Origin of the sequence: Candidatus Palauibacter scopulicola (genome assembly GCF_947581915.1) — a bacterium.
In the GTDB taxonomy this organism is placed as follows: domain Bacteria; phylum Gemmatimonadota; class Gemmatimonadetes; order Palauibacterales; family Palauibacteraceae; genus Palauibacter; species Palauibacter scopulicola.
Genome location: NZ_CANPWG010000014.1, coordinates 82103 through 100509 on the forward strand (window position 1 = coordinate 82103; position 18407 = coordinate 100509).

At 68.4% G+C, this 18407-nt stretch carries 12 protein-coding genes; 10 read left to right on the top strand and 2 right to left on the bottom strand.

The features are described 5' to 3' along the window. Position 1 precedes the first annotated feature (1 nt). The 10 genes from RN743_RS03260 to RN743_RS03305 all read left to right on the top strand — a co-directional run bounded on the left by RN743_RS03260 (position 2) and on the right by RN743_RS03305 (position 16001). Complete coding sequence (locus RN743_RS03260; RefSeq protein WP_310776224.1) at positions 2-3166, top strand: PD-(D/E)XK nuclease family protein; 3165 nt, start codon at positions 2-4, stop codon at positions 3164-3166. After that, positions 3159-6350, top strand: coding sequence for a UvrD-helicase domain-containing protein (locus RN743_RS03265; protein WP_310776227.1), 3192 nt, complete (start codon positions 3159-3161; stop codon positions 6348-6350). Before RN743_RS03260 ends, RN743_RS03265 begins: the two co-directional genes overlap by 8 nt. 499 nt (positions 6351-6849) lie before the next feature. Continuing rightward, entirely contained in the window at positions 6850-8136 is a 1287-nt protein-coding gene (locus RN743_RS03270) for a Fic family protein (RefSeq protein ID WP_310776229.1), read from the top strand. A 36-nt stretch (positions 8137-8172) separates the two neighbouring features. Further along, positions 8173-9471, top strand: coding sequence for an NCS2 family permease (locus tag RN743_RS03275; RefSeq protein ID WP_310776231.1), 1299 nt, complete (start codon positions 8173-8175; stop codon positions 9469-9471). Between the two features lie 53 nt (positions 9472-9524). Beyond that, complete coding sequence (locus RN743_RS03280; RefSeq protein WP_310776233.1) at positions 9525-10310, top strand: hypothetical protein; 786 nt, start codon at positions 9525-9527, stop codon at positions 10308-10310. Positions 10311-10315: 5 nt separating this feature from the next. Then, positions 10316-11743 (top strand): Xaa-Pro peptidase family protein, encoded by a 1428-nt coding sequence (locus tag RN743_RS03285; protein WP_310776235.1) that lies wholly within the window; start codon positions 10316-10318, stop codon positions 11741-11743. A gap of 216 nt (positions 11744-11959) precedes the next feature. After that, positions 11960-13204, top strand: a complete 1245-nt coding sequence (locus tag RN743_RS03290) for an HNH endonuclease (RefSeq protein ID WP_310776237.1) — start codon at positions 11960-11962, stop codon at positions 13202-13204. Positions 13205-13302: 98 nt separating this feature from the next. Continuing rightward, entirely contained in the window at positions 13303-14145 is an 843-nt protein-coding gene (locus RN743_RS03295; protein ID WP_310776238.1) for a DUF1684 domain-containing protein, read from the top strand. Between the two features lie 198 nt (positions 14146-14343). Beyond that, complete coding sequence (locus RN743_RS03300; protein WP_310776240.1) at positions 14344-14703, top strand: helix-turn-helix transcriptional regulator; 360 nt, start codon at positions 14344-14346, stop codon at positions 14701-14703. Further along, positions 14700-16001, top strand: a complete 1302-nt coding sequence (locus RN743_RS03305) for a type II toxin-antitoxin system HipA family toxin (protein ID WP_310776242.1) — start codon at positions 14700-14702, stop codon at positions 15999-16001. The genes RN743_RS03300 and RN743_RS03305 overlap by 4 nt, the downstream gene beginning before the upstream one ends. A gap of 9 nt (positions 16002-16010) precedes the next feature. On the opposite strand, the gene RN743_RS03310 is transcribed toward RN743_RS03305, so the two are convergent. Both RN743_RS03310 and RN743_RS03315 read right to left on the bottom strand, forming a co-directional pair. Next, the gene (locus tag RN743_RS03310; protein WP_310776244.1) at positions 16011-17630 is read right to left on the bottom strand and encodes a GMC family oxidoreductase; all 1620 of its coding nucleotides are present in this window, start codon (positions 17628-17630) and stop codon (positions 16011-16013) included. Next, positions 17627-18259, bottom strand: coding sequence for a twin-arginine translocation signal domain-containing protein (locus RN743_RS03315; RefSeq protein WP_310776246.1), 633 nt, complete (start codon positions 18257-18259; stop codon positions 17627-17629). Before RN743_RS03315 ends, RN743_RS03310 begins: the two co-directional genes overlap by 4 nt. Between the last annotated feature and the right edge of the window lie 148 nt (positions 18260-18407).

The window sequence follows — 18407 nt, forward strand, 5'->3', positions numbered from 1 at the left end:
CGTGCCTCTCAACGTAGTTCGAGCGCCGGCTGCGGCCCCGCTGTGGGGGGCGTGTGTCGAGCGGTTTCTGGCGGCGGGCGCCTCGCCGGCCGAGGGAGGCGCGGCGGCGCGCGCGTGGATCTGGCTTAATCACCGGAGCCTGCGGGATCTGCTGTTCGAGGCCGCGCATGAACGCGGCCTCCCCGGCTGGCTCGATCCTCCCGTCACGCTTTTCGGGGAGCTGACCGACCGCTTCGGTATCCGGGAGAAGTCCGTCGGGCTCCTCACGCGGCGCCGGTTGGTGAGCCGGCACGCGGCGCGGCTGGGGCGACGGATCCTGGGGCGGGAGCCCGGCCGGGGCGACGGCGTCATCCGCGGGCACATGCTCGACCGGTTGTTCGGCGACCTGCTGCCGGAGGGCGTACCGCCGGACGAGCTGGAGCGGGCGCTGGCCCGGCTGGGCGGCGACGACTTCGCGCGCCGGCGCAACGCCTGGGCCGTGGAGGTCTACCGCGCGTATCTCGATTCGCTCGAGAAGCGCGGGTTTCTCGACCGGCGCTCGGTGAACGCCCGCATCGCGGAGCGGATCGAGGCGGGAGGCCTGGCGGCGGCGATCGGCGGCGCTCGGGAGCTGCACGTGTACAGCATCGCGAGCCCGCGCACGCGCCGCCGCATGCTCGAGGCCCTCTCCCGGCAGGAGGAGGTGAACGTCCACCTCTACCTCCCGCAGGAATCCGAACTGGACCCGTTCTTCGACACGCTGGCCGTCCGAATCAAGCTGATCGGCGTCCCCCGCGCTGGTGGCGAAGATGGGGACAGTGCCGGGGCCGGGGCCGGGCCGGTGACCGTGCAGCCAGCGCCGGACGCCGCGCGGGAGATGGCCTGGGTGGCGCGGCAGGTCAAGGAGATTCTCGCGGCGGGTACCGAGGAACCGCATCGGATCGCCGTCGTCGCGAGGTCCGGCCGCGAGAACACGCACCGCGCGTACCGGGCGCTGCGGCGGGCGGGCGTCCCCGCCACGGCCCGCATCCGGACGCCGCTGGACGAGATCCCGGCCCTCAGGGCACTCCTCCTCATCCTGCGGGGGGCGGGCCGGAACTGGGACTACCGGTCGCTGCGCGCCCTCCTCGCGCACCCCTACTTCGACACGCGCGTCGATCTGCGCAGCATCGACGCCATCGCGGCGCTCCGGCGCGTGGTGGGGCTCGAGAGCTGGACCGGCGCCCTCCAGCAGCTGCGTTCGCTCGTCGAGAACAAGGCGCGCGAGATCCGCGGGCGGGGGCTCTTCCTCGATCGTGTGGAGAAGGACATCGAGGCCTTCGGCGCTTTGCGGGAGGTGCTCGATCCGCTCGCCGACGCCCGCTCCGAGGCGGATTGGATCGACCTCACGCTCGCGCTCCTCAGGGAGGATCGCGGCGTGTTCCGGCTGAGGCGCCGCGTGTGCGACCCGGTCGAGGAACGGTGGGAGGTCGTGCGTTCCGACCAGCGCGGAATCCTCCTCCTCGAACGACTGCTGCGGGAATGGAGGGAACTCGACCACCCGGACGACCCGCTCCCGCCGGCGGGGTGGCACGCGCTGCTCGGCAAGCTGTTGCAGGCGAACGAACTCGTCCTCTCGACGCCCGGGCAGAAGGGCGTCCAGGTGTTGGAGGCGCACGACGCCGCGCTCGTGCCCTTCGCCCACACCTTCGTCGTGCATGCGAACGACCGCGAGTTCCCCCGCGCCGGGGGCGCCACGGGCGTGTTCACGGACACGGAGCGCCGCCGCCTCGCGGCCCTCGGGTTGCCGCTGGCCCACCGGGACGAGACGCTGCGCCGCGAGCGGGGCCTATGGCGCGCGGTCACGCAGCAGGCCGGCCCGGTCTGCATCAGCTACCGCACCACGGACGCGGGCGGCACGCCGCTACTTCCGTCGCTCATGGTCCCCAGTCACGAGGACGCCGCCGAGCTGCCCCGGATCCGTCGCCCCTCGGACGAGCTCGACCCCGTGACCCCCGCCGAGGCGGACCGGCGGGCCGCCTTTGCGATCCACGGGGCTCTGGGGGCTCCGGACTCGGCGGAGCGGCCGCGAATCGCGCCCGCCCGCCCGGAACGCGTCGCGCGTGCGATCGTGGCGGCGGCGGCCGAGATCCACCGCGGTCCGGGACTCGAGCGCTATCCCGGATTCCTCCTTCCGGCGCCAGCGCCGGGCCCTGGGAGGGCCGTGCACCCGGCCTTTCGGCCGAATCCATGGAACGGCCACCTGCGCGATCCGGATGTGCTCCGGGAACTGGAGCGTCGCTTCCACGACGACTATCGATGGTCCGCCGGCCAACTCGAGGCCTACGCCCGGTCTCCCTTCACCTTCCTCGTCGAACGCGTGCTCTGGCTGGAAGGCGTGGAGGAGGCGGAGGAGGAGACGACGCCCCTCACCTTCGGCAGCGTCGCGCACGAGATCCTCGAACGCTTCTACGCCGAGTTCATGGGGAGGCTTCCCGTCGCCCTGGAGGGGTCGGTCGAGGACCGCCTCGCGGAGATCTCCGATGAAGTCTGTGCCGAGCGCGCGGAGAAGGGGGAGTGGCTCGGCGTCGCCAGCCTGTGGGAGCAGACCCGGGAGGGGATTGTCACCGCCGTCCGCAACTACATCGGGTGGGAACTCGGACACATGGCCGAGAAGGGTGAACGTCCGTTCGAGACCGAGGTCGGGTTCGGCTTCGACGACGAGCGTGCGATGCTCGCGGGCACCGACATCCGCGGCCGCGCGGCCCGCCTGCGCCTCTGCGGCCGCATCGACCGTCTCGACCGGGACGCGGGCGGGACGGGGGTGTTTCACGTGCTCGACTACAAGAGCGGCAAGCCCCCGCCGGCGCCGAGATTCGATGACGCGACCGCGCTGCAGGGGGTGCTCTATGCGCAGGTGATGGCCGATCGGGGGTACGCGATGGGCAGCTGCCGGTACCGGTCCATCAGGAGTCCCGGGAGTCCCCTCAACGGAGGGCTGGTCAGATTCGGAGAGGAACGGTACGAGCGGGCGCTCACGATGGCGCTCTCCATCCCCGCCCGCGTGCGGGCCGGGTGCTTCGAGGCGGTCGTCTCGCGGAAGGGGGGTTGGTGGTCCTGGGATCCGCCTCGCGAGGTGCGCCGCAGCGACGCCCAGCTCGCCGAGGGCCACCGCTTCGGCGACTTCGGGGACGAGGCCAGTGGCTGAGATCCGGTGGACGCCCGAACAGGTGCGGGCGATTCGGTCGGAGGACGACACGTTGCTCGTTGCGAACGCGGGCACGGGAAAGACAACGACCGTCGTGGGCAAGATCATGTGGCGGCTGGGCCTTCCGTTCGGCGTGAATGGGGAGACGGGAGAACCGCTCGCGCCGCCGGCCGTCTCCTGCCGGCTGGATGAGATCGCCGCGATCACGTTCACGGAGAAGGCGGCCTACGACCTCAAGCGACAGCTTCGCAAGCGCATCGAGGCGTCCCCGCGCGCGGACGACCTGCGCTGGGACATCGACCGCGCCTCCGTCGGCACGATCCATTCCTTCTGCGGCGAGCTGCTGCGCGAGCACGCCCTGCGGCTCGGGATCGACCCCACATTCGAGATCCTCGATGAGGACGAGGCGTGGGCGGAACAGGACGACCTGATCAAGGCGCTCCTGCTCGAGCGGCTGGACGAGGAAAACCCCGCCGCGCAGAGGCTCCTGCGACGCTGGAAGCTCACCGGGTGGCAGCACTCCAAGGGGGCGATCGACCACGTACGGGACGTACTGCGCGACCTCCGCTGGCGGGAACGACGGTACGCAAAGTGGCTCCGCGGCGACCCGCCACCGGAGACCCGCGACACGCTCGACCTGTTCCCGCAAGAAGGCCCCGGCCTCGACCTGCCCGTGCTGAGGACCGTGTGCAGGGAGAGCGAGGCCAGCGACGAGGAAGCGCTCGCGATCTGCGCGGACCTCGTCGAACTGGGGCTCGAGGCCCGCGCGCGCTGGGACGCATGGCTGGAGGAAGAGAACCGGCGCGATTTCGACAGCCTCGTGCTGGGTGCGGCCGACCTCCTGGCCGGCCCCTCGGGCGAGGCCGCGCTCGCCGCGATCCGCGATCGCTACCGGATCCTCATCATCGATGAGTTTCAAGACACCGACTTCACACAGCGCGACATCGCCTTCGCGATCGGGCGCGGCGTGGATCGCCCGCAGCTCTTCCTCGTCGGCGACCCGAAGCAGAGCATCTATCGCTTCCGCGGAGCGGACATCTCGGTGTGGAACGCGGTCGCCGCCGACTTCGCCGAGCAGGGCGAGATCCTTGATCTTCCGAGGAACTTCCGCAGCGCGCCTCCGATCGTCGACTTCGTGAACATCGTCGGCCGCGTCTCGATGGACGAGACGGGCCGCGCGCTCGCGGAAGAAGAGCTCCCGAGCCGGATCGACTACGCCGAGCTCGTGGCCGGCGTGCCCGACCATGCGCAGACCGGCGTCGAGTGGGTCCTTGCCCAGGGGAACAACGTCGCCGAACGCCGGGAAGCCGAAGCCGTTCGCATCGCGTGCCGGATCCTCGCCTCGGTGGGCCGCGACGAGGTCCGCGACCCCGACAGCGGCGAGCTTCGCCCGCTCGAGTTCCGCGACATCGCCGTCCTCTACCGCGCCCGCACCGGTATCGGGCATGTCGAGACGACGTTCAAGCGCTATGGCATCCCCTACTTCGTCTCCGGGATGGCGCACCTCGGCGAGCGCCAGGAGATCCTCGACGTCCTCAACGCTTTGCGCCTGCTTCAGAACGAGCGCGATGACGTGCGGGCCTTCGGCTACCTGCGCTCGCCCTTCGTGGGTCTCCGGGACGAGACGATCGCCCGCATGCACATGCTCCAGCGGTCCGGGCCGCTGCTCCGCCGCGCGAAGCGGTGGCTGGCGGAAGGGGAATGGCCCGAAGCTCCGGACCATCCGGAACTGACCGGCATCGAGCGGGGCGCGCTGGCGCAGGGTCTCTCGGTGCTCGGCGATCTGCGCCAACTCGCGCCGAGGCTCGCGCTGGACGAGATCATCGAGGAGTTGCTCGAGCGTACCGGATATCGTCTCCACGTCCTGCTCATGGAGGGCGCGGAGGAGGTTCTCGCGAACCTGCAGAGCCTCATCCATTTCGCGGAATCCCATCGCGCCAGCGACCTCTCCACCTTCTTCGAAGTGTGGGATCGATCAACGAACCGGGAAATCGGACTTCCGCAGGCCCCGCTGTACTCGAAGGAAGACGATGTCGTCACGCTCTCGACGATCCACCAGGCGAAGGGGCTGGAGTGGCCGCTCGTCTTCCTGATCCGCGTCGAGCGGAAGCTCTGGACCCCCCGTACGAACGAGTACTGGTCCGATCCCGAACTCGGACCCCTGTTCTGCCTCAAGGCGTCCGACCGGGGGGCGCGGGGCCACCGCATCCTGCGTCGCGAGGAACTCGAAGCGACGGCGGAGGAAGCACGCCTCCTGTACGTGGCCGCGACGCGGGCCCGGGACCGGCTCGTCCTCGCGGGACCGAAGGAGGGCAAGGGCTATGACCGCTGGCTCGCCGAGGGGGAGGCTCCCGAGCGGGGCGATCCGGCCGTGCGCGCCGCCCCGGAGACGAGCCGGCCCCCGACGCTCGCGTGGCTGGACGGATACGAGGTCGCCGAGCCGCCGGCGCTGATCCAGCCGCTCTCCGAGCCGCCGCTGCGCTGGACCCGTTCGGCGACCGAACTCATGCTCCTGGAAGAGGATCCGGAGGAATGGGAGCGCCGGTACAGGCACGGCGCGCTCGCCCCGTGGCACTTCGCGCCCGAAGCCTCGGCGGAGGAGGCGGGGCTCCCGGCCGTGGTCCGGGGGCAGATCATCCACGGCGTGCTGGAGCGGCTGGAGGCGGAGGCCGAGATCGCGCGCGTCGTCGAGGAGACCATCGGCTCGCTGGACGAACCCGAACTCGAAGCCATGCTCCGTCCCGGCAGCGAATACCGCGAGCAACTGGAGGAGGAGATCCGCCGCGTGGCGGCGAGCGAGGAGTGGGCCTGGTACACGGAGGGCGAACTCGGCCGCGACTACTGGAAGGAACTCACCTTCACGCACCTCGTGGGCGCGCGGGACTGGCGGTTCGGCGCCTTCGACCTGTACCGGCGCCTCGCCGGCCCCGGCCCGGGCTCCGGCACCGCGCCTCCCCGCCTAACGGGAGCCCTCGGCCTGGAACAGGGCCTGGACGCCCTCGTCATCGACTTCAAGACGCACGACATCACGGCGGCCCAGGCTCCACGCGCGGCGCGCAGCTACCGGATCCAGGCCGACGTGTACCGGGCAGCCGCCTCGAGCATGGCCGGCCGGGTCGCCGTCGGCCTGCACTTCACCGGCCCGAACGCACTCGTCCCGATGCCGGAAGAATCCCCCGCCTGATTCGGTGAGCGTCCTTTGCGTGCCGCACATCCGTGAAGAGACCTACGAATCCGTGAAGGTTTCCTGGCATTTGGCGCCTATTGTGAAGCGATTCGCAAATCCGTGAAAGATTTTTGACCGAATACGGGCTCGGGTTGTGATCTTTTTTCCCCCATGCTGGAAAATTGTGAACATTTTCTTGCGTTTCGCTGGATTTGTGATAGTTTTCGGCGGTTCGTGAAGGTTTTCTTGCGAAAACGGCAACTCCGTGAACTATGCGGTTTCTTCCATGAGCTTCCGATGGCGGCCTCCAGAACCGGGGCAACCTGCGGGTTACGCTGCGCTCATTGCGCGGCACGACCTTGAAGTTCCGCTGCCGCCACGGATGGCCGCCATCGCCAAGCGTCATCGCCCCACCTCGACACGCGAGTGGATGTTGCTTTCTCCGGGCCACGCCCCGGAGGAGAGTCTTCGAGGACACCTCGAGTTCGCTTTGAAGTGGGAGGGGGTGAGCTTGGGGGTGCTCGCTGCTCTCTTCAGGCAGATCGACCCGCGAGAGATCGTGCGTATGGTGCGTGCCAAGCCAACGGGCGCCTACGTGCGCCGCATCTGGTTCCTGTACGAGTGGCTGCTGGACACGCGCCTGGATCTCCCCGACGCCGGGAAGGTGAAGGCCGTTCCCGTGGTGGATCCAAAGCAGCAGTTTGCTTCGGCGAGCGGCCCTCTCTCACGACGGCATCGTGTGCGCAACAACCTGCCCGGCACGAACCGGTTCTGTCCGCTCGTCCGGCGGACTCCCGAGCTTGAGCGCTATTCGGACATGCGCCTCGGCGAGCAGGCTCAAGTTGTCGTTGGTCGTACCCATCCGGATATCGTTCGGCGCGCAGCGGCGTTTCTACTCCTCGAGGACAGCCAGGCATCGTTTCAGATCGAGGGCGAGCACCCGACGCCGGATCGCGGGCTCCGGTGGGGCCAGGCGATCGGCGCGGCCGGCCAGCGAGACCTTGGGGTCGATGAACTGGTGCGCCTGCAGGAACTCGTGATCGGGGACTCGAGATTCGTCGAACTCGGGGTCCGGACCGAGGGCGGGTGGATCGGCGAGCGCAACCGGGCGACGCGCGATCCGATTCCGGAGCATATCAGCGCACGTCCGGACGACCTCCCGGATCTGATGCGGGGCGTGGTCGAGTATGGCCGGATGGCGGAAGAAACGTCCGTCGATCCCGTCATATCCGCGGCGGCCCTGTCCTTCGGCTTCGTGTACATCCATCCCTTCGAAGACGGGAACGGACGCCTTCACCGCTGGTTGATCCATCACGTTCTCGCCCGAGCGGGCTACAATCCGCCGCACCTTGTATTCCCGGTGAGCGTGCCCATGCTCAGGCGGATCTCGGAGTACCGCGAGGTTCTCCGGAGCTACTCGTCGAGGGTCCTGCCCCTGGTTGAATGGCGCGCGACGAGTGGACACAACGTCGAGGTTCTGAACGAAACGGGCGACTTCTACCGGTTCTTCGACGCCACGGCTCACGCCGAGTTCCTCTATCGATGCGTCGAGGAGACCGTGATCCGGGATCTCCCGGACGAAGTTGCATACCTGGAGGGCTACGACGAGTTCGCGCGGCGGGTCCAGGAGGAAGTGGCGGACATGCCGGACCGGACGATCGATCTCCTGTCTACGTTCCTCCGGCAGAATGGCGGCAGGCTGTCGAAGCGGGCTCGCACCCGTGAGTTCGAACGATTGACCGCGGATGAGGTAGAGCGGGTCGAGGCGCTCTACGCGAGTTGCTTTTCCGCAGAGGTTTCTTGAGGGACAGGTCACCACGGAACCATCGGAGGCGAGGCGATGACGGGGACGCTGGAGCGCTGGTTCGGGTTGTCGGAGCGCGGCTCCGACGTGCGGACGGAGGTGACCGCGGGGGTCACGACCTTCCTGACGATGGTCTACATCGCCTTCGTCAACCCGTCGATCCTCTCCGAGGCCGGGATGCCGTTCGGTCCCGTGTTCGTCGCGACCTGCCTCGCGACGGCCTTCGCCACGCTCGTGATGGGACTGTACGCGAACTACCCGATCGCGCTGGCGCCGGGGATGGGGCTGAACGCCTTCTTCACCTACGGCGTCGTGCTCGGCATGGGGTATCCGTGGGAGGTCGCGCTCGGGGCCGTGTTCGTGTCGGGGACGCTGTTCGTCACGCTGAGCGTGCTCCCGGTGCGGCGCTGGATCATCGACGCGATCCCCCGGGGCCAGAAGATGGCGATCTCGGCCGGTATCGGGATCTTCCTGGGGGTGATCGCGCTTCGAAGCGCGGGGATCATCGAGGGGAGTCCGGACACGCTCCTCACCGTGGGCGAACTGACGGCGGCGCCGGCGGTGCTGGCCCTGCTGGGCTTCTGCGCGATCGCGGCGCTCTCGGCTCGCCGCGTCCCGGGCGCGGCGATCCTCGGCATGCTCGGCGTGACGGCCATGGGCCTGATCCTGGGCGTGTCGGAATGGCACGGCTTCGCGTCGCTGCCGCCCGATCCGACCCCCACGCTGCTCGCGCTCGACATCGGCGCCGCGCTGCAAATGGGCATGATCGCCGTCATCTTCACCTTCCTCATCGTGGACCTCTTCGACACCGCAGGTACGCTGATCGGGGTCGCGCACCAGGCCGACCTCCTGGATGACGACGGCCGGCTGCCGCGCATCGAGCGGGCGCTCATGGCCGACTCGACCGGGACCGTGGCGGGGACGCTGCTCGGGACCTCGTCGGTGACCAGCTACATCGAGAGCGCCGCGGGCGTGAGCGCCGGCGGCCGCACCGGTCTGACGGCCGTCGTCGTGGCCGGGCTCTTCCTCGCCTGTCTCTTCCTCTCACCCCTGGCGGAGTCCGTCCCTCCGTTCGCGACCGCGGCGGCAATTCTGTACGTCGCCTGTCTCATGACCCGCGCGTTGAAGGACGTGGAATGGGACGACATCACCGAGTCCGCCGCGGCGGTCGTCACCGCGATCGCGATCCCCCTTACGCATTCCATCGCCGATGGAATCGGCCTCGGCTTCATCACCTACGTCGCCATCAAGGTGCTGGCGGGCCGCTGGCGCGAGTGCCCGCCGATGCTGCTGGTGGTGGCGCTGGTGTTCGCCGCGAAGTTCATCTGGCTGTAACCTCCCGGCGCGTACACGCGTTAGCCCCGATCCTCCTGCAATAGAGAGGCTGAATGAACCTGACCGCACGGTCACTTCGCGGGTTGTCCACAGTTCTGCTCCTCCTCGCGGCGCCGGCGGCCGCGGCCGGCCAGGCTGAATTCCAGCTCCAGCTCGGCAAGCTCGTGAACCCGTTCACGGACACGAGACACGGGACGACCATCGTCACCTTCCAGCACGCCGCGCAGTGGTCGTGGGGCGACCACTTCATGTTCTTCGACTACGCCGCGGACGGGGGGAACGACGGAATCAACGAGAAGGACCTGTACGGCGAGTGGTATCCGTCGCTGAGTCTCGGGAAGATCGGCGGCGGCCGCGCGGGTTTCGGCCCGATCCGCGACTTCGCCCTGCTCGGCGGCGTGAACTACGGCTCGCAGGCGAAGGTGCTCAAGTACACGCCGGGGTTCCGGGCGTCGTGGGACATCCCGGGGTTCGCCTTCCTCAACACGGACTTCGCCCGCATCGTCGACGCTTCGAGCGGGGTCGACAACGGCGGCGCGCCGGCGACGGAAGACGGCTGGATGTTCGATGTGAACTGGCTCGCGACGTGGGAGATGCTGGGCCAGACGTTCACCTTCACCGGCCACGCGGAGTACATTCCCGCCGTAACGAATGAGTTCGGCGACGAAGTCCGCGCCTGGATCCTCGCCCAGCCGCAGTTGACCGTGGACGTGGGCCGGATCCTGGGCGGCGAGGGAGGTCGCCTGATGAGCGGCATCGAATACCAGTACTGGCGCAACAAGCTGGGAACGGACGTGTCGGAGAGCGCGGTCCAGTTCCTCGTGGTCTGGCGGCTGTGAACTCCGTGCCCGCCCCGCGCATGACGGGCCGGCGGCCGAGGCGCCGGCGGTTCGGGCGCCGCGGGTCCGCCAGTTCGCTGCTCGCCGTTGCGGTGGTCCTCGGTTCCGTGCCGAGCGGTCCCACCCTCCTCTCGGCCCAGACGCCCGAGCAGCGCTACTCCGACTGGGTCCGGCCGGGCTTTCGCCCGCAGGAATACGAGTTCCGCCGCAACCGCATCGTCGACGGCCTGCGCGCCACCGGGGGCGGTCTCCTGCTCGTCCCCTCGTCGGACGGCATCACGCACGGCGAGACGTTCCGGCAGCTCGAGGACTTCTGGTACCTGACGGGGCTGGAAGTCCCGCAGTCGATGCTCGTGCTGGACGCGAGTCGCGGCATCTCGATCCTCTTCATGCCGCAGCGGGATCCGCGCTTCGAGAACCCGGGCCGACCGAACGACTTCCCGGGCCGCCCGCTGCTCGACGACTACCAGATCCGCGGCATCGGCGGCGCGGATGACTACCGGGGCATCGCCGAACTCGACGGCTTCCTGCGCGAGCGCGTGGAGAGGGGCGAGATCCTTCGGGTGAACGCGGGCGCCGCGGGTGAGGTTCCCGACCCGGCCGTTCCCCTGATCGGGAGTCTCGACCCCACGGCGTCTCTCATCCGGCGACTGCGGGACGATTTCCCGGAGGCGGAGTTGGTGAACGCGTTCGAGATCGTGGCCCGCCTGCGCATGGTGAAGTCGCCCGCCGAGATCATGCGCATGCGGCGCGCGGCGGACGCCACGATGCGCGGGATCCGGGCGGCCGCCGCCCTGGTTCGGCCGGGGGTCGACGAGCGCACGCTCCAGGGCGAGTTCGAGCGCGCCTGCCGCCAGGCAGGCGCCCAGTCCATCCCGTTCACCCCGATCATCAAGTCAGGTCCGAACAGCCTGTGGCCGTGGCGCGTCCTCGCGGCCCACTACGACCGCCGCAACCGCACGCTGCAGGACGAAGACCTCGTGATCTTCGACGTCGGGTGCGAGATCAACGGATACGTGAGCGATGTGGGACGGACCTTCCCCGCGAACGGCGCCTTCACCGAGGTCCAGCGCGAGAAGCTCCTCGTGAGCACGCGGGCGGCGGAGGCGGTGATCGCCGCCGTGCGCCCCGGCGTCACCCTGCGCGAACTCACGCAGGTGGCGTACGACGCGATCCCGGACGAGGAGGAGCGCTACATGCAGACGCCCTCCTTCTTCGGCCACCACATCGGGCTCTCGACCGGAGATCCCGCCCTTCTCGACGAACCGCTCGCGCCCGGGATGGTGTTCACGATCGAGCCGTGGTACTACAACCACGACCTCGGCGTCTCGGTGTTCGTGGAAGAGGTCGTCCTCGTCACCGAGGACGGCGCCGAAGTCCTCACCGACGCCCTCCCCCGCGACCCCGCCGCCCTGGAAGGATTGGTCCCGTAGGGGGGGCCTGCGCATCCTGGGAGAGTCTCCCGCGGGTGACTTTTCTGGTCGCTAAGGAAAGCGAAGCCGTGTTCGCTTTCCTTAGCGATTTGCTAAGAAAAAGTTCTCTTGCCTAGCAGATTCCCCGGGTTGCGCGAGCAGCTCTCGGCGACCCATGGTGGGACTCCAACGGAGCCGCATGGCACGGTCTCGGCGAGCGAATACAAGAGGTAGGCCTTGAACGCATACGTCGCGGTCACGGACAAGCAGTGGTTCGACCACCTGCGCACACTCTCGCGCCGCGAGCAGGTCGAGGAAGTGAACTTCTGGACTCCCAAGCCATGGGGTGGGAAATTCGGCGTTCTTCAGCGTGGTCAACCGCTGCTCTTCAAACTTCGAAGCCCCCACAACGTGATCGTTGGTGGGGGCTTCTTCGAGCATTACACGCCACTTCCGATCAGTCTCGCCTGGCAGGCGTTCGGGGAAAAAAACGGCGCTACGAGTCTGGAGGACGTGCGCCACCGCACAGCGCGACTCCGGCAGGATTCTCCGCGATCGTGGGAAGACTACATGATCGGCTGCATCCTCTTGGCCGAACCGTTCCTATGGGACGAAGAAGACTGGTTCCCCCAACCGGCTGACTGGGCTCCAAGCACACAGCGAGGAGCTAGGTACGATCTCAAGAGTCCCATAGGTCGAGAGCTGTGGCGGCAAGTGTCGGATCGGCTACATGCGACTCGCGTATCGGAGAGGGAACTCGAACGGAGCTGGGAGCTGCCGGGGGGTTATGGGGACTTCGTGCCAACACGACATCGTGTGGGACAGGGTATCTTCCGGAGCGTCGTCACCGACGTCTACGAACGGAAGTGCGCAGTAACTCGCGAGCGAGCCCTCCCAGCGCTCGACGCCGCGCATATCAAACCTTTCTCCGTTACACCTGTGAACTACGTACAGAACGGTATGCTGCTGAGGTCCGATGTCCATCGGCTGTTCGACGCGGGATACGTAACGGTGACGCCGGACTATCAGGTTGAGGTGAGCGAGCGCATGCGAACGGACTTCAATGACGGCGAGAACTACCTCAAGCTGCGCGGGACCAAGCTGTGGGTCCCCACACGCCCCGAGAAATCGGCCGGGACCCGGCTACCTGGAATGGCACAACGAAAACAGGTTCCGTGGATGAACGACGCGACAGTGAGGGACGCGACACCCGCTCGGGCTCGGGATTGGGAGGAATACCACACGCCCCGAAATCTCGCGGCGCTGGTCGCAAGCGAGGCAGGGGAACTTCTCGCCCTCTTTAGGTGGGGCCAGGACGCGGTTGGCACCCGCCTCGGGGACGTGAGGCAGGAGGCAGCCGATGTGTTCTTGGGCATCCTCCGCTTCGCGGACGTGGCCAACATCGATTTGCTGGGTGCGGCAGAGGAGAAACTCCGCCTGAACGCCGAAAAATACCCGCCCGGGAAGGCATCACGGCCGTGAAGGAACGAGGGGCGATCCTAGCCGTGGCCATCAGCGTTCTTTGGACGGGTTGCGCAAGGGAAACTTGGCCCGATCCGGCGCCGGTGGAGGCCGACGTGTTGGCGGCGGAGCATGAGGAGTGGCGGGAGGGGCGGCGGCGCAGCCTCGCGAACCCCAATGCGGGCGTCATCAGTTGGGACGGGCTCTTCGAACTGCGGGAAGGTGCGAACACCCTCGGTTCCGACCGATCCGCGGCCATCGTCCTGCCCGAGGAGGATGCGCCGCCCCTGGCCGGAACGCTGTACCTGGAGGATGGGGTCGTGCGCCTCGTTCCCGAAGCCGGGAGCGGTCTGCACGTGCGGGAGCCGGTGACCGGCGAGGTCGGTGAGACCGTGACGGAACCGATGCCCCTGCCCGACGACCGGAGCGAGGGGACGGTTCGGCTGGCGCTGGGGTCGCTCGGGATGCGGGTCCACGCCGAGCCGGGAACGGAGCGACTCTGGCTTCGGGTCTGGGATACGGACGCCCCGCGCCTCGCCGCCTTCGAGCTTCCCGGGTACTTCCCGATCACGAACGACTGGCGGGTGACGGCGCGCTTCGAGCCCTATCCGGAGCCGCGTACGGTCTCTCTGGCCGACGTGAGGGGCGGGACGCTCGAGAATACCGCGCCCGGAGATCTCGTCTTCCGCGTTGACGGGGCGGAGCATCGGCTCATGGCCTTCGCCGGTGCGTCGAGCCGCTCCTACTTCATCAGCCTGTGGGACTCGACCGCCGTGACCGACACCTACCAGGCGGGCCGCTACATGCGCGCCCCCCTCGCGGGCGACGACGGCTGGACGACGATCGACTTCAACCGCACCTACAACGCGCCGTGCGCCTTCACCCCCCACTCCGTGTGCAGCCTCCCACCTCCGGAGAACTACCTCCGCTTCCCCGTAACCGCCGGCGAAAAGCGCCCGTAGCCGACGCCCCGCTACTCTTGAGATAGGGCTTCTCCATCACGGCATCGTTCGGTTTATTTCGAAAAATAAGAGGTAACATGTGGCCGTATAAGTTTACTAAAAGTTTTAGAAGGCAATATATGGCCCCTTGACGCCTAAGCGATCTAGCGGCAATTTGGGTTCGGATCAACGGCAGTTTGCGGAGCTTGGGAGCTGATCTTGGCTGCTGGCGTGACGCACGAAAACCTGACTTCCCGTGCGCTGCGGACCGAAATGGGGCGTCGCCTTGCGACGCTGCGCCTTGCGAGAAACGTGACGCAGCGGACGCTGGCCGAAGAGGCAGGAATAGGACTGCGCACGCTTCGCCGCATCGAGGCCGGCCAGCCGAGCGGTCTGGACAGCCTGCTGCGCGTCGCTATTTCCCTTGGCTTGGGTGAAGGTCTGCTGAACGCGGTGCCGCCGGTGGAAGTCCGGCCCATTGAACGCGTGGACTCGGGCGGCAGGGAACGGCAGCGAGCGCGTCCCCGGAAGGGCGGGTCTCGGGGCGACCCCTGGTCGTGGGCCGACGAATCTGAATGACTGACGCCAGCGTGAACCTGTGGGGCCGCCGGATCGGCGCAGTGTCCTGGGATGCCGGGCGGGGGCTCGGCGTGTTCCAGTACGATCCCGAGTTCCTGTCGGTCGGTATCGAGGTGTCTCCCATGGCGATGCCCGTGCGCGAAGCACCGTATGCTTTCCCGGCGCTCGGTGAGGCGTTCACGGGCCTGCCCGGCCTTCTCGCCGATGCGTTGCCGGACAGTTTCGGCCACCGGCTGATCGACGTCTGGCTGGCGGAGACCGGGCGCCGTCTCGAGGACTTTAGTCCGGTGGACCGGCTCTGTTACATCGGCAAGCGCGGCGTCGGGGCGCTGGAGTTCGAACCGGCGCTACGGAGCGGGAACGGAGGCGAGGTTGAGGTCGCGCAACTGGTTGATCTCGCCAACCGCGTTCTCGGCGAGCGCGGTCGACTGGCGGGCAGGTTGGACAGCGGCGGAGAAGGCGGAGCGCTCGAAGACATCCTCCGCGTGGGAACCTCTGCGGGCGGCGCACGGGCGAAGGCGGTGCTCGCCTGGAATCCGGCGACGGGCGAATTCCGGTCCGGCCAGGTGGATGCGGAAGCCGGCTTCGAGCACTGGATCCTCAAATTCGACGGCGTCTCCAACAACCGCGACCGGGAACTCGCGGATCCACGCGGCTACGGGCGTATCGAGTACGCGTATCACCTGATGGCGCGCGAAGCCGGGATCGAGATGTCTGAATGCCGCCTGCATCACGAAGGCGGCCGGAGTCATTTCATGACGCGCCGGTTCGACCGCGACACCAAGGGGCGGAAGATCCACATGCAGTCCCTCGCGGCGCTCCGGCATTTCGACTACAACCTGCCGAACGCATACGCCTACGAGCAGGCCGTGGAGACGATCCGGAGGCTCGGGCTCGGCATGGGGGTGGTCGAGGAGCAGTACCGCCGGGCGGTCTTCAACGTCGTCGCGCGGAATCAGGACGATCACGTGAAGAACATCGCGTTCCTGATGAACCGTAGCGGGATGTGGCGGCTGTCGCCGGCATATGACGTGGCGTACGCCTACAACCCGCAGGGTTTGTGGACAGGCCAGCACCAGATGAGCCTCGCCGGCAAGCGCGACGGGTTCGAACGCGCCGATCTGCGGAGCTTCGCCGAGACGTCCGGGCTCAGGGTTCCGGCCGCGAGCCGCGTCGTCGACCGGGTACTCGCCGCGGTGGGCCACTGGCGGCGTTTCGCATCCGAAGCGGGTGTCGAAGAAGGGGATGCCGGGCGAATCGCGAAGACGCATCGCCTCGACCTGGGGAGACGGATGTAGCCGTCCGCGTCAGGTCGAGGGGAGTTCCTTTTCCATCTCCTCGGCGGACATGAGGGAGAGGGCGCAGAAGGTGAGAGTCCCGTTCGCGCACCCGCCGGAGACGATGGTCGGTGCGCCCACCACGAAGAGATTCTCGTGGTCGTGGGTGCGGCCCCACCGGTCCACCACGCTCGTGGCCGGATCGTCGCCCATGCGGCAGCCGCCGCCGGGGTGCTCCCACAGCTCGGATGGCCGCCCGATGCTCCTCATGGAGCCTCCGGCCGCGCGGGCGAGTTCCTCGAAGCGTCCCGAGATCGTCTCGACCGTGTGGTCCTGCAGGTCGACGCTCTCCTTCGCGGGCCGGTAGTCGATCCTGGGCATGGGGTCGCCCAGCTCGTTCGTCCTTGCGGCGTCGAGCGTGAGGCGGCTGTCCCGGTCCGGTAGCAGGTCGTAGTAGGCCCGGACGCGCGCGCTGGACTCGGACTCGGTACGCGCCCTCCAGTCGGCCATGATTTCATCGCCCCAAAGGAGCCGTCCGTCGTCGTCCTCGAGCCTTGGGGCGCGGCCGACGTTCGACTCCCACAGGCGCAGGTCGTGGCGCACGTAGCGGTCGAGCGGTCCCGGGCTGGCGAAGCGGCGGGAGAGGAGGCTGTTGTAGATGAACATGCCGGGATAGAGCCGCATCGGGAGGTTGATGAAGCCCGCGAGGTACCAGTGTCCCGTCATGTACCGCCCCACGTTCCCGGTGCGGTTCGCGAGGCCGTCCGGGAAGCGGCTGTTTGCCGAGAGCAGCAGGAGGTGGGAACTCCAGGCGTGGCCGGAGGCGATCACGAACGTGCCCGCGCGGAACTCGACCGGCTCGTCCGGCGCGTCCCGGTCGACGGCTTCCGCTACGGCGATCCGGTCCGAGCCCGGCTCCAGACTCAGGCGTCGGACGAGGGTGCGTGTGACGAGGTCGATGTGCCCGTCCGCCAGCAGCCGGTCGAAGGTGAAGTCGGGTGTGTACTTGGCTCCCGTGGGGCAGACGAAGCAGGTGTCGCAGCGGCGGCAGACGTCCCGCCCCTGGTACGGCTCCGTGTTGCGCGCCCAGGGCTGCGTCCAGAACGGGATGTCGGTCTTCGCCGTCCACTCCCGCATGCGCGCCAGGCTGTATGAAAGCGGGAGCGGCGGCATGGGGTACGGCTTCGAACGCGGGTCGTACTCGGGGGGACCCTGTTCGCCCGCCACCCCCATGCGCTCCTCCGCCTCCTGGTAGTACGGCTCGATGTCGTCGAAGGAGATGGGCCAGTCGGATGCGACCCCGTAGAGCGACCGCAGACGGAAGTCCTCCGGCGAAAAGCGCGGGACCGCGCCGCCCCAGTGCATCGCCGCGCCGCCAACGACCATGGAATTGTACATCGCGCCCGAGCCGGTCTGGCCGCGGATGTGGTCGTTGGGCCACGGATTCTCGCCGTAGGCCAGCATCCGCGCCCTGGTATCGGAGCGTTCCTCGAGGGACGCCGTCTTCCCGCCCGCTTCGACGACGGTGATCGAGGCGCCGGTCCGCTCAGCGAGCCGTTCCGCCACCATGGCGGCCGTGATCCCGCCGCCGATGATGCAGATGTCGCTCTCCACGACCCGTCTGGCGGTCCGTCCGACTGCGCGGCTCACGGCGCGGCTCCCAGCGGCGCGGGTTCGTCCTCGGCCCCCTCGATCGAGCGGCAGAGTTCCCTCCGAATGGCCCGCCCGTAGCAGAGGTCCGTCGCGATCGCGGAGCCGAAGAAGTGGGCCGTCAGCGCCAGCGCCACGTGGTCCGCGTTCTGGGGCGCTCCCAGGTCGGGCCCGGCTTCCGCGAGCGGCCTTGCGAGGAGTTCCCGGCGACCGGGAACGTCGAGTTCGGAGAGGGACACCCCGTGGCGGCTCCCGGATTCCTTCTCGAGACCCTCGAGTTGCGCGACCCATCCGGGTCTGGGATCCGGCCCCGAGTACCGGATCTCGGGCACCAGGTACGCATGGCTCAGTTCGGCGACGGGCTCCAGCGCCTCGGACCAGCGCTCGAAGGCGCGCACGGCCCGTTCGCGGCCGTCCTCGCCGAGTTCGTCCGGGAGGACGGCTTCGGCGACGGCCCGGAGGGTCTCGGCGGGGAGGGGGACGGGGGTGGCGCCATCGGTGCGAGAGAGCGCGTCACCATCGGTCTCAGCGGCTCGCCCGCCAGCGGCTTCGGGAGCGCAACCGGTCAGGGAAACGGCGGCCACCGTCGCCGCAGACTGCTTCAGGAACGTCCTGCGAGATTCCGACATGGCCACCGGCCTTCCGGGAGTTGAGCTGCTCAAGTCCTCAAGGGAGCGTAGGCGCCCGGCTTGAAGCGTCGCAACTCCCACCGGCCTCGACTTGAGCGGGACTGCGACGAAACTGGCGGGCGGCGAGCGCGCGCCCCATCCTTCCCCC